The organism is Pseudomonas sp. ASL4, assembly GCF_056680395.1.
This window is the reverse complement of record NZ_CM155280.1, coordinates 801,533-821,399: the sequence shown is the minus strand read 5'-3', so window position 1 is coordinate 821,399 and position 19,867 is coordinate 801,533. Positions and strand designations below refer to the sequence as shown.

Below are 19,867 nucleotides of genomic sequence, written 5' to 3'. Positions count from 1 at the left end.
CAATATTGGCGCAATCAAAACCCCGGCCTCGGCCGGGGTTTTCTATTTCGCGGTTGCATCTATAGCGAGCTACTGTATAAACCGCCCCAACTAAACCGCGCCATCAAGCAAGAGGATCCCGGACGTGGAAGAAATCATCGAACAACTGCGTGAAGCCAACGAACCGGTACCGGTCCCCTTGGAGTTGCCCGACGAAGATCAGATCGTGGAAATCGAAGAACAACTGTTCATCGACATTCCATTTGTCTTCAGAGAATTTTTGCTGACTGTCAGTGATGTGGTCTACGGCAGCCTGGAGCCGGTGACTGTCACCGACCCGCAATCCCACACCTATCTGCCGGACGTTGCCGCCAACGCTTGGGACGCTGGCGTTGATCGCAGCATGATCCCGATCTGCCAGGACGGTGACGACTACTACCTGGTTGAAGAAGACGGCACCGTGGTGCTGTGGCAGGCCGAAGAAGAGCTGATTGCCGAAGAAACCTGGGAATCGGTGTGGCACTGGGCGCGGGACGTCTGGCTGGAAAGCTGATACGCCTGACGCCCCAGGTGGTCAATGCCCGGACGATTCCTTGTGGTTGTCCAGGGTTTCCAGCAGGGCTACCTGCATGCGTGTATGCACGCGGATGAACCAGCGCCAGAGCAGCGCCGCCACGGCGGCCGCGACGACGGCGATCAGTACCAGCAACTTGTTGGTCGGCAGAATACTGGCCGACAAGGCTGCCAGCAGCAGGAAGATCACCAGCAGCGAGAGGATCGGGATCACTTCGGCGATCACCCGGCGCACTCGCTGCGTGTGGCGGCCCGCCATCTCTGGCTTCACGCCCATCTCTGCCAATAGCATCGACAGTGCCTTGAGCTTGCGATAGGCGGCGATCAGGAACGGCAGCGACAACAGCAACGCCCCACCCCAGATCAACGCTTTCTGCCAGCTCGGGTCACTGATCCAGCCTTGCAGGTAAGCCGACATACGCTCGGCGAAAAACGCGCCCGAGAAGAAAATCGCGATCACCAGCGCCAGATTGACCCCAACCTGCAACAAAATCCGCCGAATCATCGACGCCAGCAGCGCGCCCTCGCCTTGCGGCTGAATGCTGCGCAGCCACTCGCCATACATCCCCAGCACCCGACTCAAGCGCCCAGGCATGACCGCCGCCAGTTTGATCGACAGTGGGTCGGCCGCGCGGATCAAATACGGCGTCAGCAGTGTAGTCAGGACCGATACCGCCACGGCCACCGGATAGAGGAAGTTGCTGGTGACCTGCAAGGTCATGCCAAGCGCGGCGATGATGAAGGAAAATTCGCCAATCTGTGAAAGACCCATCCCGACCCGCAGTGAGGTTCGTCCGTCATTGCCGGCGATAAACGCCCCGAGGCCGCAGGACAGCATCTTGCCCAGCACCACCGCCACGGTGATCACCGCGATTGGCCAGGCATATTGCAGCAGGATCATCGGATCAAGCATCAGCCCGATGGCGACGAAGAAGATTGCGCTGAACAGGTCGCGAACCGGCTCGATCAGACGTTCGATCTTCAGCAACTGCCGGGATTCGGCCATGATCGCGCCAATCAGGAAGGCGCCGAGGACCATGCTGTATTCGAGCTTGACCACCAGCAGGCAAAAGCCGAAACACAGGCCCAGTACGGTAATCAGCAGCATTTCATTGCTTTCGAATTTAGCCACGTAGGCCAATAGCCGCGGCACCAACAAGATGCCGATGACCAGTGCGACGATCATGAACAGCGAGAGCTTGCCGACGGTCGAGAACACTTCGCCGGAACTGACCGTACCGCTGACTGCGATGCTCGACAGCAAGGCGATGATGCCGATGCCGAGGATGTCTTCGACAATCAGCACACCGAAGATCAACTGGGCGAAGCGCTCGTTCTTCATCTTCAGGTCGTTGAGGGCCTTGACGATGATGGTGGTCGAGGAAATCGCCAGGATCGCCCCCAGGAACAGCGAATCCATGGTGTTCCAGTCAAACCAGCGGCCGATTTCGTAGCCGATCCAGATCATCAGCACGATTTCCAGGAACGCCGCGATAAACGCCGTGGCTCCAACCTTGAAGAGCTTGCGCAGGCTGAACTCCAGGCCCAGGCAGAACATCAGGAAAATCACCCCGAGTTCAGCGAGGGTCTTGATGGTTTGTTCATCGTGGATCAGGCCGAACGGTGGCGTGTGCGGGCCAATAATGAAACCGGCGACGATATAACCAAGAACCACCGGTTGTTTGAAACGATGAAAGAGCACGGTTACCACGCCTGCGACCAACATGATCACTGCCAGGTCTTGAATGAAACTGATGGCATGCATGGTATGGCGCTCCTTGGGTGATAGTGCTCAAACGGCAGACGCAGGAAAGGTCTGTTGAACCAGAGTAAAAATCTGCTTATGGCGTAGGAATCGTCCTTGGGATGGGCTTTTGAAGGGTAACACCGCGACTTCCGGCAGAAAGGCGGCGCAATATATGGAAACAGATCGATCAAGGCGTGACGGCAGCCACTTGCCCGGCGTCCCGATAACTGTTGGTTTTGAAAAGCCGACTACGCACCCGCAGAGGTGCGCTCCCGAAAACCTGCCTTGACCCGTGAGAACGCTATGGAACCCGGAAACGCCCAACTGTCGATGACGGTATTGATGACCCCCGACATGGCCAACTTCTCTGGCAATGTCCACGGTGGCACCCTGCTCAAATACCTCGACGAAGTGGCCTACGCCTGCGCCAGCCGTTATGCCGGCCGCTACGTGGTGACCCTGTCGGTGGATCAGGTGATTTTCCGCGAGCCGATCCATGTCGGCGAGCTGGTGACGTTCCTGGCGTCGGTCAACTACACCGGCAACACCTCGATGGAGGTGGGCATCAAGGTGGTGACCGAGAACATCCGCGAACGCTCGGTGCGCCACACCAATAGCTGCTTCTTCACCATGGTCGCGGTGGATGACCAGCGCAAACCGGCCGTCGTCCCGCCGCTGCAGCCAGAGAACAGCGAAGACAAGCGTCGCTTTATGCAGGCCCAGCAGCGTCGGCAGATTCGCCAGGAGCTGGAAAAGCGTTATCAGGAAATCAAGGACGACGCCTGAGCTGTTCAGTCAGGTTGAGGGTGTTCTTTAGATAGCCTTCGCGAGCAAGCCCGCTCCCACATTGGTTCTGCGGTGTGCACACATTTTGTGCAACGCAGCAGAACCAATGTGGGAGCGGGCTTGCTCGCGAATGGGCTCGACACCGAACTCAGAGACTGATCGGGGTCGCTTCGAACCGCACCCGAGGATGTGCGATCCGGTCCTGCGCCCGCACCAGTTCCAGCTCATAGCTGGCGCACGCCTGGGTTTCCAGCAGCACCTCATGCACCGCGGCCGCGGTGAACTCGAACGCCGCCACCAGGCTGTCGCCCAACAGCACGCGAGCCAGGAACAGCCCGGACGTCAGGTCGCCCACGCCCACCGGCTGCCGCGGAAACGCCAACAATGGCCGACGCAGGTGCCAACTCCCTTCAGCGGTCACCAGCAGCATCTCGAAAACCTCTTCAGGTTTGCCGGGATAGTCCAGATGCTTGACCAGCACAGCCTTCGGCCCACGCGCCATCAGCGCTCGCGCCATGGCCAGGCAATCGAACAACGACTGCGGTTTGCGCCCTGAGAAGCTGTCCAGCTCCAGCTGATTCGGGCACATGAAGTCGGCGACGGCCGCCGCTTCCTCCAACAGGAAGTCACTGACCTCGACCGGCACACTGCAGCCCTTCTCCGGGTGTCCCATCACCGGATCGCACAAATACAACGCCTTGGGGTTGATCGACTTGATCCGCGCCACGCCCGTAAGGATCGCCCGGCCCTGGGCCGCACTGCCGAGATAACCCGACAACACCGCATCGCAGTTGCCCAGCTCACCAATCGCCGCGATGCCTTCCACCAGCTCGGGAATCTGATGCGGTGGCAGTATTTCACCTGCCCACTGCCCGTATTGCGTGTGGTTGGAGAACTGCACGGTGTTGAGCGGCCAGACATTCACCCCGACCCGCTGCATCGGGAAAACCGCGGCGCTGTTACCGGCGTGGCCGAACACCACGTGGGACTGGATGGCGAGCAGATGGGGCGTACGTTTCATGCGGTGAGTTTTCCGTAAAACGAATGAAATTCGAGCCGCGCAGTATGCGACTAAACGCAGCCTGTACGACAGACCAGCGACGCAGTTAAGCTGGCACTATCTTGTTGGAGCACCCTGTTGATGCTGACCCTCGGAAATATCTTCGTGCTGATGCTGCTCGCCACCGGCGCCGCGTGGCTGTGGCACAACCACGGCTTGCGCGAACGTGCGCTGGAGCGGGTCAAACAGCATTGCGCCAAGCTCCAGATCGAGCTGCTGGACGGCAACGTGGCGTTGAAAAAAATCGGTTTTATCAAAGACGCGAACGGTCGCCGACGCCTGGCGCGGGTGTATAACTTTGAATTCACCGTGACCGGCGAGACCCGTCATAACGGGACCATCACCCAATTCGGTGCGCACAGCGCGCAGATCGAACTGGCGCCCTACCCGATGCCGTTTGACGACACCCCAGCGGTGGTTGATGTGGTGAGGCCTCGTGCGGAAGTCATTGAGCTGAGCCAATGGCGGCAGGAACACACGAAGTGGCGGCCATGAAGATTTATGTCGTCAGTTAAACCATTCGCGAGCAAGCCCGCTCCCACATTGGTTTTGTGAACGACGCAGATCCAATGTGGGAGCGGGCTTGCTCGCGAAGACGGCCTCAAAGACTGCGCAATTACCGGCACCCGGCCAAGCCTTTCTGTAATTCGCTCACATCCTGCGACTCACTAAAAATCAACTCAATCCGCGAATCCTGTCGCCACTCACTCGGCCGCCAATCCAGCACCGAGTTATCCACCGCATTCGCTGAAACCCAACCGTTGACGCTGTGGATAACCAGCTTCGCCCGCCGCCAGGCAAGACTTTCAAGCCACTGACCAACGAGTGCGGCATCGAATGTCTGACTCGGATGCCAACGCCAACCAATGCTCCAGCCACCCTCCTGCGCCTGACTCAAGCAAATCGGCAGCGCGGCATCGGTCCAGATAGCCGGCATCTGCGCCAATCCCTTGGGGACGATGAAGTTATCCACACCCGTAACCGCCTGACTCCCAAGCCCCGGCAATTCGCTCAACGGCATGACCGCTTGCTGCGTCCAGAACATCGGGCGATCCGGCAACTGCGCAACAATCCGCTGACGATCATCCTCATCAAGACCTTCTGACTTGTTCAGCAGCAACAGACCCGCGCTGTTCAACGCCTCCTGTTGCGCCGCCGGCAGCGGTTTTCCGGCAGCTAGCACCTGGGCATCAAGCACCAGAACACACGGCTGAACCGCCAGCACACCTTGCCACGGCGCCTCGCTCAACTGCCGCAGCAACTGGGCCGGATGCCCCAGCCCGGAGGGTTCGATAAACAACCGATCCGGCCGCGCCTTGCGCAGCAACCGCCCGAGGCCGATCTGAAACGGCGCACCATTCACGCAACACAAACAGCCGCCGGCCACTTCACCCAGTGCGATACCATCGCTGTCCTGGGTCAGCAGAGCGGCGTCGAGGCCGATCTGGCCGAACTCGTTGATCAGCACCGCCCAGCGTTCATTCGCCGGGCGCTGGGCCAGCAGATGCTTGATCAGGCTGGTCTTGCCGGAGCCCAACGGGCCGGCGATGACGTGGGTGGGAATGTTCTGCAACATGGTCGAAGTTTTCTGAGGAGGTAAGGGATGCGGTTGATGGGATTGTCGTTGCTGCTGGCGCTGGGGTCGGGCGAGGCGTTGGCCCAAGCGTGCGTAGTACATAGCACGGCGGAACGGCTCGACGTGAAAGTCTGCCAGCAGAACCGCAACATCCCGGAGAAACTGTTCGCCGACGGTTTCTGCCAGCCGAGCCTTCCCGGTCAGAAAGTCGAGGTGCAATACGTCGACCAATGCCCCACCGGCGCCTTCGGCGTGTGCAGCAACGCCCAAGTCGCCAATATGCCTTACCGCCAGGATATTCACTATTACGGCGTGGCCACCGATGCGGCGTATTTGAAACCGTTTTGCGAGGCGCAGAGCCAGGGAAACTGGCTCAAACCTTGAGCCACTAGCTCAGCCAGTCGAGCGTCAGGATTAACCGGCGCTCGCCCGGCGCCGGTTGCGGCGAGCGGTGGATCAGGCCGAAGCCTTCATTGCCATGCCACTTCTCCCCTTTTAACAGCGCCACGTCACCGCTGTTGATTTGCTGGATCTGCGACTGGGGTTCTGCCTCGGGTTTGCCCAGTTGCCGGCGATCCATCGCCCCTTCTTTCAGCCATTGGCTGCCAATGCCGGCGTAAGTGGTGATCAGCCGCACAGGTACGTGATCGACGTGAAAGCGTGGGCACATGGCAGTCTCCAGCACCCGAAGGCGCAGGCCGATGTGCTTGGCGCCGAGTAAGCAGGCGAATGCGCTGACCAGCCAGGAGACGTCGGTGATGAAGCCTTCGTAGCCTTCCAGATCGCTGAAGCCTGAGGCCAGTCCTTTGAGGTTGGGCTCGGCGTCTTCATTGGCGATGTCCAGGGACAGGGACTCCGCCAGTGGTTCGTTCAGGGACAGAAGTAAACTGGCGAAATCCGCGATGTGTAACGGGAGTTGGCGCCGCCAGACGGCGAGATTGGCGTCGTCGTGGAGAATTTTTGTCAGGACTTTTGGGGTTGCTCCGCGGTGTTGGCGTGGTGTCCGTACTGGCGCCTTCGCGAGCAAGCCCGCTCCCACAGGGGTGAGTGTGAGCATCAGGCGGCCTCTTCGTGCCAGGGGCCGAACGGGTCTGGCAGCAGGCGCCAGCCCTCGATGCCTTGGGCCATTTCATCGTCGGTCAGCAGGCAGCTATCGAGTTCGGCGGTGAGCTGTGCAAAGTCGATGTTCTGACCGATGAACACCAGTTCCTGACGGCAATCACCCGTGGACGCCGTCCAGTTTTCCATGATCCCGGCAGTGCTTTCTTCATCCTGCGGCCATTGGGTTTTCGGCACGAAACGCCACCAGCGTCCGGCGAAGCCATGGCGCATCAAGCCGCCGGCCTGTGACCAGCTACCGGCGTCCATGTGCTTGCTGGCCAGCCAGAAAAAGCCCTTGGAGCGCAGCAGTTTGCCGTTCACCCACGGACGGTCAATGAAGCTGAAAAAGCGCTGGGGATGGAATGGTCGGCGCGCGCGATAGACCGTGGAGGCGATGCCGTACTCGTCGGTTTCCGGCACGTGCTCGCCGCGTAGTTCCTGAAGCCAGCCTGGGGCCTGGGCGGCTTTTTCGAAGTCGAAGCGACCGGTGTTGAGGATCTTCTTGAGCGGTACTTCGCCCATGACCATCGGGATGATTTCCGCTTGGGAGTTGAGCCGCTCGAGGATCGCGATCAGTTCCTGACGCTCGCTGCTGCTGATCAAGTCGATCTTGCTGATCAGGATCACGTCGGCGAATTCGATCTGCTCGATCAGCAAGTCAGTGATCGAACGCTCATCCTCTTCGCCCAGGGTTTCGCCCCGGGACGCCAGGCTCTCGGCGGCCTGGTAGTCGAGCAGGAAGTTCATCCCGTCGACCACCGTGACCATGGTGTCGAGCCGGGCAACGTCCGCCAGGCTTTGGCCTTCTTCGTCGCGGAAGGTAAAGGTTTCCGCCACTGGTAGCGGTTCGGAAATGCCGGTGGATTCGATCAACAAGTAATCAAAACGACCGTCCTTGGCGAGTTTGCTGACTTCCTCCAGCAAATCTTCGCGCAAGGTGCAGCAAATGCAGCCGTTGCTCATTTCCACGAGTTTCTCTTCGGCACGGTTCAGGCTGACATCGCGCTGAACTTCGCTGCCATCGATGTTGATCTCGCTCATATCGTTGACGATCACAGCGACGCGCAGATTCTCTCGGTTACGTAGTACGTAATTGAGCAACGTACTCTTGCCAGCGCCGAGAAAGCCCGACAAAACGGTCACAGGGAGACGATTGGGCATCAGGTATTCCTCACAGGATGTGGCCGGTCAAATCGCCCGTTGATGGCGTTCGCGCAGCTCTTCACGTTCTTTGGCTTCGATACTCAGTGTGGCGGTGGGCCGCAGCAGCAAGCGTTTGAGGCCAATCGGCTCGCCGGTTTCGCGGCACCAGCCGTATTCGCCGCGGGCCAGGTGTTCCAGGGCTTCGTCGATCTTGTCCAGGAGCTTCTTTTCCCGCTCCAGCAGGCGCAGTTGCCATTGGCGCTGCTCCTCGGCGCTGCCAACGTCAGCGGGATCGCTGTTGGGTTCCTGTTCGCGCAACACGTCGAACTCACCGGCAATGCGCGCTTGCAGTTCGCTGCGTTGAGCCAGCAACAGGTCACGGAAGAAACCTTGCTGGGCGTCGTTCATGTAATCGGCGGCGAGTTGAGCCAAGAGTTCTTGTTCAGTCATGGGAGGGTAACAAGGGCGGGCGTGTTTTAATGTTATAGTATAACAACACAAATAAACCACTCCCCTCTTGTTCGTCACGACAAAGAGCACGATGCTTGAGCCCGTTCGATCCTTGAGAAATGCCATGGGAAACGCCCTGAAGTGCGCGCTGCTGAGTCTTTCGCTATTGATCACCGTCGATGCCTGGGGACAAATCCCGACCCTGGCCAAGTGCACCCGCAGCGCCAATCTGCTCGCGTGTGTCGACCATGACGGCAACGCCTACAGCGTCAACACCGTCGGTAGCACGATTTATCTGCGCGGCTTTGAGGTGGCCGGCAAACGTTATTGGGCGCAGACCAGCAGTCGCTACGGGCAACTGACGTTTTTCACCGGCCTCGCCTCCGATGGCGAAGCCTGGGTCGGCTACACCCGCCGTGTTGGCTGGACCACCATCAATCGGTTTTCCAGCTCCGGGGGCAGCAGCGGCAAATTCACCTGTAGCCGGATTGCCGGCTGCTAGACCTGGGCTTTTTTCTGCTCCTGCTGCCAGGCAACGTAGCTGTTGAGCGGCGGGTTCTTCTGAAAATAGCGCTGTAGACCTTCGAACAAACCGTCAGCCACGGCTTGCTGATGCCGCGCGGTGACCAGCCGCTGACTGTCGCGGGCGTTCGAGATGAAGCCGGTTTCCACTAGGATCGACGGCACGTCCGGCGACTTCAGCACGGCAAATCCAGCCTGTTCCACGCGCTTCTGATGCAGCGTGGTGATGCCCGCCAGGCTGCCAAGCACGGTGCTGCCCAGCTGCAAACTGGCGGCAATGGTCGCGTTCATCGACATGTCGAGAATCACCCCGGCGAGCATCGGGTCCTTGTCCTTGAGATTGAGCAGGCTCGTGGCGCCTAAAAGATCCGCGCCGTTCTCCCGCTCCGCCATAAACCTTGCCGTGGCCGAGGTCGCGCCACCTTCAGACAGGCAATACACCGACGCGCCGGACGCTGTGAGCCGTGGTGCGGCATCGGCATGCACCGAGATGAACATGTCGGCGTTGTGTTTGCGGGCGATCTCCACGCGTTTGCGCAGCGGAACGAAGAAGTCGTCGTTGCGCACCAGTTTCACGTCATAGCCCTTCTCGCGCTTCAGTCGCTTGGCCAGCAACTGCGCAATCGACAGCACCACGTCTTTTTCTCGCTCACCTTTGGCGCCGACCGCGCCTGGGTCTTTGCCACCGTGACCGGGGTCGACCACTACGATGATGTCGCGCTTGGGGTGAGCCTTATCGATGATCGGTTCACGGATTGGCGCCGCCGCGATTTGTAGTGGCCCGGCGGTCTTGAGATCGAGCACCAGTCGATGGCCCTGCCCATCCTGTGGCGGCAGCAAAAAGCTGTTGAGCTGCACCGGCCCGCTGAGGTCGAGGACGATCCGCGTATCACCCTGACCGTAGTGACCGGAACGAATGGAGCGGATCACCGTGTTGTTCAGCGCCAACTGACTGAAATCACCGCTGAGATTCGCGCCACTCAGATCGATGATCAGCCGCTCGGGTGCGCTCAAGGAAAAAGTTTTGTACTGCACCGGTCCGCTCAGATCGAACACCAATCGCAGCTTGTCATCCGAACGCCAGAGCCGTGCGTTGCGAATCTGCGTGGCCGAAACACCAAAGGGTAAAGCGAAGGCCGCGCTGGCCAGAATCAAGTTGAGCAAGTGACGTCTGTGCATGGTGAAAGCCCGCTCGCGAAAAAGGCATCGTCGATTTAGATGTAATAATATAACATGCCAAATCAACTCCCACGATGGACCTGCTCATGAATGCGCTGACTCTGCCGGATATCGCCGCGCAGGCCGAACGCCAAGCCCTTCCACTGGAGTGGGTGGGCATGTGCGGCATTGCTCTTCCTGTTTTATTTGATGGCCAACGGCAGAGCGCAAAGGCTGATGCCGGCGTGAGTCTCGACGATGGTGACGCGCGTGGTATTCACATGTCTCGTCTATATCTGGCGTTGGAAATGCTTGAGCAGGAGAGCCTGACGCCGGCATTACTGCGCAGAGTTTTGCAGCGTTTTCTCGACAGCCATGAAGGATTGTCCTCCACTGCTTACCTGAAAGTTCACACCGATTTATTGCTCAAAAGACCCGCGCTTGTCAGTCCTTTAGCCGGTTGGAAAACCTATCCGGCAAGCATCGAAGCTCGATTGAAAAACGATATGTTCCACGTGGAACTAAAAATAGACGTGCCTTATTCCTCGACTTGCCCGTGTTCCGCAGCGTTGTCGCGCCAACTCATCCAACAACAATTCCTCGATGATTTCGCCAATACACCACTGCTGCATGCCGATGTTCTGGCCTGGCTCGGTTCCACAAAGGGCATCGTCGCAATGCCTCACAGTCAACGCAGCACTGCTCATTTGCAGCTGCGCCTGGATGACTATCTCGACGACTTGCCATTAATCGCCCTCATCAACGACGCGGAAGCCGCCCTCGGCACAGCCGTGCAAACCGCAGTGAAACGCGCTGACGAACAAGCCTTCGCCTTGGCCAACGGTCAAAACCTGATGTTCTGCGAAGACGCCGCGCGACGCTTGAACCTGGCCCTGAAACGCTCACCTGGTATCAATGGATTCCACGTCCGAGTCGTCCATGCCGAAAGCCTTCACGCTCACGACGCCGTGGCTGAAAGTCGCTGGAACTGGGAGGCAGCCGCATGATCCGCTGCCAATCCCTACGCTGGGGTGCGCCCGGCCAACCGCTCACACCCGCCGTGGATTTCGAGCTACCCAAAGGAAGCCTGACCGCCGTAATCGGCGCCAACGGCTCCGGCAAAAGTAGCCTGCTGAAAGTCATCGCCGGCCTGCAAAAACCACTGGCCGGCAAAATCGTCCTGGACGTTCCACGCAAGGGCGGTCTCTCGTTTCTGCCTCAGCAACAACACCTGGACCGCCAATTCCCCATCAGTCTGCAAGAGTTAGTAGCCGCTGGGTTCTGGGGCAGCAAGCAACCTCCAGAGATCCGTAACCAGCGACTCAAAGCCGTCCTTGATAACTGGTGCCTGACCGGTCTGGAGCACCGCCCGCTGATGGCGCTTTCCGGCGGTGAACTGCAACGCGCCCTGCTCGCTCGATTGAGTCTCGCCGAAGCGCCTTTGCTGTTACTTGATGAACCCCACGCCGCCCTCGATGAACTCGGTCAGGAATTGCTCTGGAAAAATATCCACGCCTGGCATGCCGAAGGTCGAACCCTGGTCGTCGTGTGCCATGACCTCGCCGCCGTTCGCCAACACATCCCACAAACCCTGCTGATTAAAAGCAGCGGCTGCACGCTAGGACTAAGCACCGAACTAATCCGCCAACAACCCCAAACGCAGGTGGCCTGATGATCGCCGCCGCACACCTTTGGCAACCGTTCCAAGAGTTCGTGTTCATGCGCCGGGCATTGCTCGGCGGTCTGGTCCTCGCATGCAGTACCGCGCCGCTTGGCGTGTTTCTGATCCTGCGCCGCATGAGTCTGATCGGCGATGCGGTCGCTCACGGCATCTTGCCCGGCGCCGCGTTGGGCTTCTGGTTCGCCGGCCTGAGTCTTCCGGCGCTAACGATTGGTGGCCTCGGCGCAGGCCTGAGCATGGCCGGGCTCGCCGCGTGGATCACCCGCCGCACCGGCCTGCGCGAAGACGCCAGCCTCGCCGCGATCTATCCGATCTCCCTGGCCAGCGGCGTGCTGATCCTCGGCATCGCCGGCAAGCGTCTGGACCTTCTGCACCTGTTGTTCGGCTCGGCGCTGGCGGTCGATGGCCCGACATTGACCGGCATGCTCTGGGTCTCCGGCTTCAGCCTGATTGCCATGGCGCTGATCTACAAACCGCTGTTACTCGACACCCTCGACCCACTGTTCCTGCAAACCGTCAGCCGTCTCGGACCACTTGCTCACGGAGTGTTTTTGACCCTGGTGGTGCTGAACCTGGTGATCGGATTCCAGGCCATCGGCGCGCTGATGGTGGTCGGTTTGATGATGTTGCCGGCCGCCGCCTCACGATTCTGGAGTCGCCGTTTACCGGCGCTGATGGCCATCGCCGCCGTGCTCGGCTGCCTCTCGGTGTGGTTCGGTTTACTGCTGTCGTTCTACTACTCGCTGCCCAGCGGCCCGGCCATCGTGCTGGTGGCTGGCGGTTTGTATCTGCTGTCCGTGGTGTTCGGTCCGGTGCACGGCTTGCTGCGCCGCCCGCCTTTGCTCACATCCCAATGAGGTGTTTCCCGATGCGCGCTTTACTCGTGCTGTTCAGTTTGATGCTGTCGATGTCCGTGTCTGCCGCTGAAAAACTGCAGGTGGTCACCAGCTTCAGCATCCTCGCCGACATGACCCATCAGGTTGGCGGCGACCATATCCAGATCACCAACATGGTCGGCCCGGACGCCGATGCCCATACCTACGAGCCGACCCCGGACGATGCCAAAGCGCTGCTCCAGGCCAAACTCATCATCAAGAATGGCCTCGGTTTCGAGCCATGGCTGGATCGTCTGGTGACCAGTACGGAAACAAAAGCCCCGGTGATCAGCGCCAGCCACGGTGTAATTCCACGCTCGCTGGATGAAGACGGCGAAACAATTCCCGACCCACACGCCTGGCACAACCTGGCGAACACCGAGTTGTACATCGCCAACATCACCAAGGCACTGATTGCCGCCGACCCGGCGAACAAAGCTGACTACCAGCGCAACAGTCAGGCCTACCTGAAACAGATCTACGCCCTGCTCGCCGAAGCCAAAGCCAAGCTCGGCTCGCTGCCACCAGGTAACCGCAAGATCGTCACCTCCCATGACGCGTTCGGTTATCTCGGCCAAGCCTACGGTATCGACTTCATGGCCCCTCAAGGTCTGTCCACCGAGCGCGAACCTTCCGCTGCGGAAGTGGCTGCACTGATCACCCAGATTCGCCAGGCCAAGGTCAAAGCGGTGTTCATGGAAAACATCAAGGATGCTCGCTTGCTGAAGCAAATTGCCGATGAAAGCGGTGCGCATATCGGTGGCACGTTGTACTCCGATGCACTCGCGGCAAGCGGCCCGGCCAGCACTTTCGCCGGGCTGTTCGAGTACAACCTCAACACCCTGTACGACGCGTTGAGCAAGCCATGATCCGAAAGAATCCCTCAGGTGATCTTCCGGTGATTGCGGAGTCCGCGTACGTGGATAAAACCGCGATCATCTGCGGCAAAGTGATGATCGGCGAGAACGTCTTCGTCGGTCCCTACGCGGTGATTCGCGCCGATGAGGTCGATGCCTCGGGCGAGATGGAGCCGATCACCATCGGCGCCAACTCGAACATTCAGGACGGCGTGGTCATCCACTCCAAATCCGGCGCGGCGGTGACCATCGGCGAGTTCAGCTCCATCGCCCACCGCTCCATCGTTCATGGCCCATGCACCGTCGGCAACCGGGTGTTCATCGGTTTCAACAGCGTGCTGTTCAACTGCGTCGTCGGGAATGGCTGCGTGGTGCGGCACAACTCGGTAGTCGACGGCCGGGACTTGCCCGATGCCTTCTACGTGCCGTCCACTACGCGTATCGGCCCCGGCACCGACCTGTCGCAGTTTCCGCCGGTGAGCGTCAGTGCCTCGGAGTTTTCCGAAGATGTGGCGCGCACCAACGTCGATCTGGTGCGCGGCTACAAAGCACTGCAGAACGAGTTCTGACCATGAGCAGCGTGCTGATTCGCAATGCCCGGTTGGTGAACGAAGGTCGCGCGTTTGACGGCGACCTGCTGGTGAGCAATGGCCGAATCGTCAAGATCGCCAGCAGCATCGAAGGCGAAACGGCAAGCGTGGAAATCGACGCGCTCGGTCAGTGGTTGCTGCCGGGGATGATTGATGACCAGGTGCATTTCCGAGATCCTGGAGCGCCGGACAAGGGCAGCTTTTACACAGAATCCCGAGCCGCCGTGGCTGGTGGCATCACCAGCTTCATGGACATGCCGAACACCAATCCGGCCACCCTTACCTTCGAAGCACTCGCCGATAAAAAGCGTCGAGCGGCGATCAATTCGGTGGCCAACTACGGCTTTCACTTCGGTGTGAGCAACGACAACCTCGACACCGTTGCCGCGCTCAATCCTTGCGAAGTCGCCGGGGTGAAAGTGTTCATGGGCGCGTCCACCGGCAACATGCTGGTGGACGATCCGCGGATTCTCGAGCGGCTGTTCGCCGAGGTGCCGACGATTCTGCTGGCCCATTGCGAACACACACCGAGCATCGATGCGAATGCCGCGACCCTGCGAGCGCTGTACGGCGAACGCATTTGTGCCGAGGCCCATCCACTGATCCGCAATGCCGAGGCCTGCTTTCGTTCCTCCTCATTGGCCGTGGACCTGGCCAAGCGTCATGGCACTCGTCTGCACGTTTTGCACCTGACCACGGAGCGCGAGCTAGCTTTGTTCGAAGACAAGCCACTGGCGCAGAAACACATCACCGCCGAAGTCTGTCTGCATCATTTGCTGTTCGACGATCGCGACTACCCGCGTCTGGGCAACCTGATCAAGTGCAACCCGGCGATCAAATCCCGGACCGACCGCGACGCATTGCGCCAAGCCCTGCTGAGCAACCGACTGGATGTCATCGGCAGCGATCATGCGCCCCATACGTGGGCCGAAAAGCACCGGCCTTACAGTCAGGCGCCGTCCGGTCTGCCGCTGGTGCAACACGCCCTGCCCGCGCTGCTGGAATTGGTCGCTGATGAAGTGCTGCCAATCGCCACCCTCGTGGCCAAAACCAGTCACCGGGTTGCCGATCTGTTCGCCATTCCCGACCGCGGTTATCTGCGCGAAGGCTATTGGGCTGATCTTGTTCTGATCAAACCCGAGCCCGACGGCGTCGCCGTTTCCCTACAACCGATCCTTTCTCAATGCGGCTGGACGCCCTTCGCCCAACACCATTTTCGCCACAGCGTCAGTACCACCCTGGTATCGGGGCAAATTGCCTGGCACGCCAATCGTCTACATGACAGCTGTCAGGGACTGCCCCTGCGCTTCATGCGCTAACGCCACTGCCGAGAACACCCACCATGATCCACATCACCCTGCCCGACGGCTCATTGCGTGAATACGATCAGCCACTGTCCGTGTTCGAAGTGGCGGCGAGTATCGGGCTCGCGCTGGCCCAAGCGGCAGTCGCCGGTCGGGTCGACGGCGTGTTGGTGGACTGTGGATTCATGATTCAGGGTGATGCGCGGGTCAGTATTGTCACGCCTCGGGAACCTGATGGACTGGAGATCGTTCGCCGTTCCTGTGCGCTGATGCTGGCCATGGCAGTCAAACAGTTGCATCCGAATGTGCTGTTGCTGAAGGGCTCGGCGCTGGGTGACGGGTTCTTTTATGAGTTTGCGATGGAGCGGATGTTATCGCTCGATGATCTGCCACAGATCGAAATGCGCATGCGCATGCTCGCGGCGACCAACCATTCCATCCGATGCCGGGACCTGTCATCCACCGAACGCTTGTCGGTGTATCGGCTGGGAGACGCCGAGTACTTGACCAACGGTCCACATGTTCCCGCCACAAAGGTGCTGCAAGCCTTCGCTCTGGATCATGTCGGCGGCAATTCGCTGCAACGGATTTATGGCACTTGCTGGTCCAGCCAGCAGGAGTTGGACCATTGGCGAGCACCGCCCCAAGTGATGGTGGTGAACATCGACGAGCGCCAGATCGCGTACACCCAATCGGTGACCGAGGAACTGCGGCGCAGCGGCGTGCGTGCCCTTGCGGATCTGCGTAACGAGAAAATCGCCTACAAGATTCGCGCGCACAGCGAACGGAGCGTGCCGTACCTGTTGGTGGTCGGAGAGAAAGAAATGGATGGCGGGTTTGTCAGCGTGCGCAGTTGCAGCGGGGAGGATTTCGGGCGGATGAGGATTGATGAGGTGTGTGGGTTTTTGCATCCCAAGGATTGTGGGGTTTGAAAGGACGCCTTCGCGAGCAAGCCTCGCTCCTACGGATTGCTGATCACCTGTAGGAGCGAGGCTTGCCCGCGAAGCTTTTAGGCTCTGGGCTTCACAGTCCCGCAATCCTGCCCCAACCACACCGCACGCGTATCGAGGCTACCCTTTTGCTGAATGCCGGTGGCGTTGAACGTACCGTTAACCTTGGTAGTGAACTCACGATCACTGAGGAACGTCGCCACACCCGCGCCTTGCGCTTTCGGGCAGCTGAAGCGGAATTTCCACTGGTTGCCGTTACGGTCGGTAATTTCCTGCTTGCAACCCGATTGCGGGTCCGTCAGCGGAATGTTGTCGGACGCCACCTGGGCTTGAGTCAGGCACGCCCGAATCCCTTTGCCGCCCATGGTGATGCCCTGCTTCTCCAGTTGCGCCCGTTGTTCCGGGGTCATCTGGCTTTGCAGCTGGCCAAGGATCAATTGCAGATCCGGCAGGTCCTGGTTATCAACCTTCATGTTGCTCGAGGTCAATTCCCACAAACCCGGCTGCAGCATCTGCGCCTGAGCGGCCACAGGAAGGGACAAACCAAGGGCCATGGCCAAACCCAGCAGACGAACGTTCATCGAGTAACTCCTGATCAATAGTGGCCGTTAGACGTCAGCCATGTGCTTCGGTTCATGGGCCAATTAAATAGCGACATTCTGCACGGAACATGGTCTTTTACGCATTGAATCTTCAGGAGCAAGGTTGCCCCATGGATTATTTTGGACCGCATATTTTCGGTTACATGATTGCGCTACTGCACTCGCTGGGCCTGATCGCCGCCATCCACGCCGTGTTGACCGTTCGAACCGCCCAAGGCTCGATCGCCTGGGCCCTGTCGTTGCTGTTTATTCCCTACCTCACGCTTATTCCGTACCTGGTCTTCGGTCGTAGCACCTTCGACGGTTACATCAAGGCCCGGCGCCAGGCCAACGAAGAAATGCGCAAGGCCATTTCCGAGCTGAATTGGCGACCCTGGGTCGAAGAAGCCCTGACCGCTCGCGCGTCGAATGCCTACGCGTCCTTGAGGGCGATGCCAAAACTGGGGCGCATGCCGTGCCTGGCGAACAACGAAGTGCGCCTGCTGATCAACGGAACAGCCACCTTCGAGGCGATCTTCGATGCCATCAACCACGCAAAAGAAGCGGTGCTGATCCAGTTTTTCATCATCCACGACGACCGGCTCGGCCAACGCCTGCAAACCCTATTGCTGAAAAAAGCCGCCGAAGGCGTGGCGATTTATCTGCTGTACGACCGTATTGGCAGCCACTCGTTGCCCCATAGCTACGTGCAGCCGTTGCGCGATGCTGGCGTCGAGGTCAAGGCGTTCGCCACCCGCAGCGGCTGGCTCAACCGGTTCCAGGTCAACTTCCGTAACCATCGCAAGATCGTCGTGGTCGACGGCGTGCTGGGTTTCGTCGGCGGCCACAACGTTGGTGACGAATACATGGGCGAGAAACCGCCCCTGGCGCCATGGCGCGATACTCACGTGCAAGTGCGCGGGCCGGTGGTGGCCAGCATGCAGGAATCTTTTGCTGAAGACTGGTTCTGGGCCGCGCGTTCACTGCCGCCGCTGATCCTGCCGGACGTGTACCCGGACGACGGCGTGCTGTGCCAATTGCTCGCCAGCGGCCCGGCGGATTCCTACGAAACCTGTTCGCTGTTCTTCGTCGAAGCCATTCACGCGGCGACTGAGCGGGTGTGGATCACCAGTCCTTACTTCATTCCGGACGAAGCGGTATTCGCCGCTTTACGCCTGGCGGTACTGCGCGGTGTGGACGTGCGATTGCTGCTGCCGTCGCGCCCGGATCACCGGATCGTCTATGCCGCGTCCAGTCTCTACGCGTTCGAAGCCGTTCGCGCAGGCGTGCGGGTGTTCCGTTATCAGCCCGGATTCCTGCATCAGAAAGTGGTGTTGATCGACAGCGAAATCAGCGCCATCGGCAGCGCCAACCTGGACAACCGCTCGTTCCGGCTGAATTTCGAAGTGATGTTGTTGACCGTAGACAGCGTGTTCGCCGCCGAGGTGGAACAAATGCTCAACGATGATTTCGACCAGGCCCACGAGATCGCCAAAGAAGAAAGCCGGGAGACCCACCGCCTGCAACAAGTCGGCATGCGGGTCGCCCGGCTGATTTCACCGATCCTTTAAGGCGTGTAGATGTCGTCCCGGGTCCAAGGCAGTTCATGACTGCCGTCCGGGTGTGCTTTCACCGCGAGGATCTGGTGCAGGTTGATCCAGCCTTTGGCGAACGCGTAAGCGCAACCGGCCAGATACAGCCGCCAGATCCGTAGCGTCTGTTCCGGCACCTGTTTGGCGGCAGCTTCCAGGTTGTCTTCCAGGCGTTCGCTCCAGTGATCGAGGGTACGCGCGTAATGCAGGCGCAGACTCTCGACATCGACGATTTCCAACCCCACTTCGCTGATCTCGGCAGAGATCATTGAAAGGTGTGGCAGCTCGCCGTTGGGGAACACGTACTTCTCGATGAAATCACCGGCACCGCGTCCGACAGGTCGGCCGTCAGTGTGCTTGGCGGTGATCCCGTGGTTCATCACCAGACCTCCCTCCTTCACCGCGCCGAACAGGACCTTGCAGTACTCGGTCAGGTTCGCATGGCCGACGTGCTCGAACATGCCAACGCTGACCACCTTGTCGAAACGCCCGTCCTGCGGCAAATCGCGGTAGTCGAGCAGTTGCAGTTCAACCAGATCTTCCAGCCCTTCTTCTTTAACCCGTTCACGGGCCAGGGCCAGTTGCTCTTTGCTAAGGGTAATACCGAACACCTTCGCGCCGAATTCCCGGGCCGCATACCGCGCCAACCCGCCCCAGCCGCAACCCACATCCAGCAAGTAATCGCCCGGTTGCAGGCGCAGCTTGCGGCACAGATGCCGGAATTTGGCTTGCTGGGCTTGTTCCAGCGTCTCGCTGCCGGTCTCGAAATAGGCGCAGGAATACGCCATGTCGCTGTCGAGCCACAGCTGGTAAAACGCGTTGGAAAGGTCGTAGTGATAGGAAATCGCTTTGGCGTCGGTTTCCTTGTCGTGGACGAGGCGCACCGGCTGACTGTCGGCGTCACCCAACATGGCCTGGCTCCACTCATCACAGACGCGGATTACATCGCTGATTGAGCCTTCCAGCTCAAGTTTGCCTTCGACAAATGCCGCCCCCAACAAGTCGAGGCTAGGATGGGTGAACTGGGAAACCAGTTGCGGGTCCTTGACCACAATAGTGACGCTGGGCGTCGGCCCCAGATTGAATTCATGGCCGTCCCAGAGTCGCAGGCGAAGCGGTAGCTGCAGATTCTGTAAGGCCGGTGGAAGTTGCGCGAGCATGGATAATCCCCCTTATTTCAGACGTCTGATCTGAGGGTAGACCATCTTAGAAAATTAGCTGGCTATCGAATTAATAGCCTTTTTCTATAACTCGCGGCGCTCGAGACAGCCGTCGCGACCTAAAAAACAAATGGCCCACACCTAGATGACTACGATGTGGGCGCACAGTTCTAAAAAGTTGC

Annotated in this window: 22 protein-coding genes; 13 read left to right on the top strand and 9 right to left on the bottom strand. The window is 59.5% G+C overall.

From position 1 onward, the window contains the following. The first annotated feature begins 124 nt into the window (after positions 1-124). The gene (locus AC1MEW_RS03565; RefSeq protein ID WP_007943369.1) at positions 125-532 is read left to right on the top strand and encodes an SMI1/KNR4 family protein; all 408 of its coding nucleotides are present in this window, start codon (positions 125-127) and stop codon (positions 530-532) included. Between the two features lie 21 nt (positions 533-553). Here AC1MEW_RS03565 and AC1MEW_RS03560 read toward each other — a convergent pair whose 3' ends face one another. Next, positions 554-2,317, bottom strand: a complete 1,764-nt coding sequence (locus tag AC1MEW_RS03560; RefSeq protein ID WP_322270026.1) for a cation:proton antiporter — start codon at positions 2,315-2,317, stop codon at positions 554-556. A gap of 285 nt (positions 2,318-2,602) precedes the next feature. Here AC1MEW_RS03560 and AC1MEW_RS03555 point away from each other — a divergent pair, with 285 nt between their 5' ends. Next, a complete protein-coding gene (locus AC1MEW_RS03555) occupies positions 2,603-3,085 on the top strand; it encodes an acyl-CoA thioesterase (RefSeq protein ID WP_201199141.1) in 483 nt (160 codons plus the stop codon). Positions 3,086-3,233: 148 nt separating this feature from the next. Here AC1MEW_RS03555 and pdxY read toward each other — a convergent pair whose 3' ends face one another. Further along, on the bottom strand, positions 3,234-4,106 hold the full coding sequence (gene pdxY, locus AC1MEW_RS03550) for a pyridoxal kinase PdxY (protein ID WP_201199143.1): 873 nt from the start codon (positions 4,104-4,106) through the stop codon (positions 3,234-3,236). Between the two features lie 120 nt (positions 4,107-4,226). On the opposite strand from pdxY, the gene AC1MEW_RS03545 reads away from it, so the two are divergent. Beyond that, a complete protein-coding gene (locus tag AC1MEW_RS03545; RefSeq protein WP_201255043.1) occupies positions 4,227-4,640 on the top strand; it encodes a DUF3301 domain-containing protein in 414 nt (137 codons plus the stop codon). A gap of 121 nt (positions 4,641-4,761) precedes the next feature. Here the strand turns inward: AC1MEW_RS03545 and AC1MEW_RS03540 are convergent, their stop codons facing one another. Then, positions 4,762-5,721 carry a CobW family GTP-binding protein gene (locus AC1MEW_RS03540; protein WP_480425428.1) on the bottom strand — a complete coding sequence of 320 codons (960 nt, stop codon included), beginning with the start codon at positions 5,719-5,721 and terminating at the stop codon, positions 4,762-4,764. Between the two features lie 27 nt (positions 5,722-5,748). On the opposite strand from AC1MEW_RS03540, the gene AC1MEW_RS03535 reads away from it, so the two are divergent. Next, complete coding sequence (locus tag AC1MEW_RS03535; protein ID WP_480425426.1) at positions 5,749-6,105, top strand: NADH:ubiquinone oxidoreductase; 357 nt, start codon at positions 5,749-5,751, stop codon at positions 6,103-6,105. 4 nt (positions 6,106-6,109) lie between these two features. Here the strand turns inward: AC1MEW_RS03535 and AC1MEW_RS03530 are convergent, their stop codons facing one another. The 3 genes from AC1MEW_RS03530 to dksA are packed head-to-tail and all read right to left on the bottom strand — an operon-like array spanning position 6,110 to position 8,415. Next, entirely contained in the window at positions 6,110-6,778 is a 669-nt protein-coding gene (locus tag AC1MEW_RS03530; protein ID WP_201199156.1) for a DUF1826 domain-containing protein, read from the bottom strand. Beyond that, positions 6,778-7,983 carry a zinc metallochaperone GTPase ZigA gene (zigA, locus tag AC1MEW_RS03525; RefSeq protein ID WP_201255041.1) on the bottom strand — a complete coding sequence of 402 codons (1,206 nt, stop codon included), beginning with the start codon at positions 7,981-7,983 and terminating at the stop codon, positions 6,778-6,780. Before zigA ends, AC1MEW_RS03530 begins: the two co-directional genes overlap by 1 nt. Before the next feature lie 27 nt (positions 7,984-8,010). Then, positions 8,011-8,415, bottom strand: a complete 405-nt coding sequence (gene dksA / locus AC1MEW_RS03520) for an RNA polymerase-binding protein DksA (protein WP_201255040.1) — start codon at positions 8,413-8,415, stop codon at positions 8,011-8,013. Between the two features lie 124 nt (positions 8,416-8,539). Between dksA and AC1MEW_RS03515 the strand changes: the two genes are divergently transcribed. Then, a complete protein-coding gene (locus AC1MEW_RS03515; RefSeq protein ID WP_201255039.1) occupies positions 8,540-8,917 on the top strand; it encodes a glutamine synthetase in 378 nt (125 codons plus the stop codon). Here the strand turns inward: AC1MEW_RS03515 and AC1MEW_RS03510 are convergent. Next, a complete protein-coding gene (locus AC1MEW_RS03510) occupies positions 8,914-10,116 on the bottom strand; it encodes an N-acetylmuramoyl-L-alanine amidase (protein WP_201255038.1) in 1,203 nt (400 codons plus the stop codon). The two genes, AC1MEW_RS03515 and AC1MEW_RS03510, sit on opposite strands and share 4 nt — an antisense overlap. Positions 10,117-10,202: 86 nt before the next feature. Here AC1MEW_RS03510 and folE2 point away from each other — a divergent pair, with 86 nt between their 5' ends. From folE2 to AC1MEW_RS03475, 7 genes are read left to right on the top strand one after another with little or no spacing between them, the layout of a single operon-like run. Then, positions 10,203-11,102: a GTP cyclohydrolase FolE2 gene (gene folE2 / locus AC1MEW_RS03505; protein WP_480425423.1), complete on the top strand. Its 900-nt coding sequence runs from the start codon at positions 10,203-10,205 to the stop codon at positions 11,100-11,102. Beyond that, entirely contained in the window at positions 11,099-11,767 is a 669-nt protein-coding gene (locus AC1MEW_RS03500; protein WP_322270035.1) for a metal ABC transporter ATP-binding protein, read from the top strand. The genes folE2 and AC1MEW_RS03500 overlap by 4 nt, the downstream gene beginning before the upstream one ends. Further along, on the top strand, positions 11,767-12,633 hold the full coding sequence (locus tag AC1MEW_RS03495; RefSeq protein WP_201255036.1) for a metal ABC transporter permease: 867 nt from the start codon (positions 11,767-11,769) through the stop codon (positions 12,631-12,633). Before AC1MEW_RS03500 ends, AC1MEW_RS03495 begins: the two co-directional genes overlap by 1 nt. Before the next feature lie 11 nt (positions 12,634-12,644). Continuing rightward, a complete protein-coding gene (locus AC1MEW_RS03490) occupies positions 12,645-13,520 on the top strand; it encodes a metal ABC transporter substrate-binding protein (RefSeq protein ID WP_322270036.1) in 876 nt (291 codons plus the stop codon). Beyond that, positions 13,517-14,077, top strand: a complete 561-nt coding sequence (locus AC1MEW_RS03485) for a gamma carbonic anhydrase family protein (RefSeq protein WP_480425420.1) — start codon at positions 13,517-13,519, stop codon at positions 14,075-14,077. Before AC1MEW_RS03490 ends, AC1MEW_RS03485 begins: the two co-directional genes overlap by 4 nt. Before the next feature lie 2 nt (positions 14,078-14,079). Next, on the top strand, positions 14,080-15,417 hold the full coding sequence (locus AC1MEW_RS03480; RefSeq protein WP_480425418.1) for a dihydroorotase: 1,338 nt from the start codon (positions 14,080-14,082) through the stop codon (positions 15,415-15,417). 23 nt (positions 15,418-15,440) lie between these two features. Then, positions 15,441-16,334 (top strand): His/Gly/Thr/Pro-type tRNA ligase C-terminal domain-containing protein, encoded by an 894-nt coding sequence (locus tag AC1MEW_RS03475; RefSeq protein WP_322270037.1) that lies wholly within the window; start codon positions 15,441-15,443, stop codon positions 16,332-16,334. 77 nt (positions 16,335-16,411) lie between these two features. On the opposite strand, the gene AC1MEW_RS03470 is transcribed toward AC1MEW_RS03475, so the two are convergent. Continuing rightward, positions 16,412-16,933, bottom strand: a complete 522-nt coding sequence (locus tag AC1MEW_RS03470; protein WP_201255033.1) for a DUF3617 domain-containing protein — start codon at positions 16,931-16,933, stop codon at positions 16,412-16,414. A gap of 131 nt (positions 16,934-17,064) precedes the next feature. Between AC1MEW_RS03470 and cls the strand changes: the two genes are divergently transcribed. After that, a complete protein-coding gene (cls, locus tag AC1MEW_RS03465; protein ID WP_322270038.1) occupies positions 17,065-18,504 on the top strand; it encodes a cardiolipin synthase in 1,440 nt (479 codons plus the stop codon). On the opposite strand, the gene cfaB is transcribed toward cls, so the two are convergent. Next, positions 18,501-19,685 carry a C17 cyclopropane fatty acid synthase CfaB gene (cfaB, locus tag AC1MEW_RS03460; RefSeq protein ID WP_201199174.1) on the bottom strand — a complete coding sequence of 395 codons (1,185 nt, stop codon included), beginning with the start codon at positions 19,683-19,685 and terminating at the stop codon, positions 18,501-18,503. The two genes, cls and cfaB, sit on opposite strands and share 4 nt — an antisense overlap. Positions 19,686-19,867 lie beyond the last annotated feature (182 nt).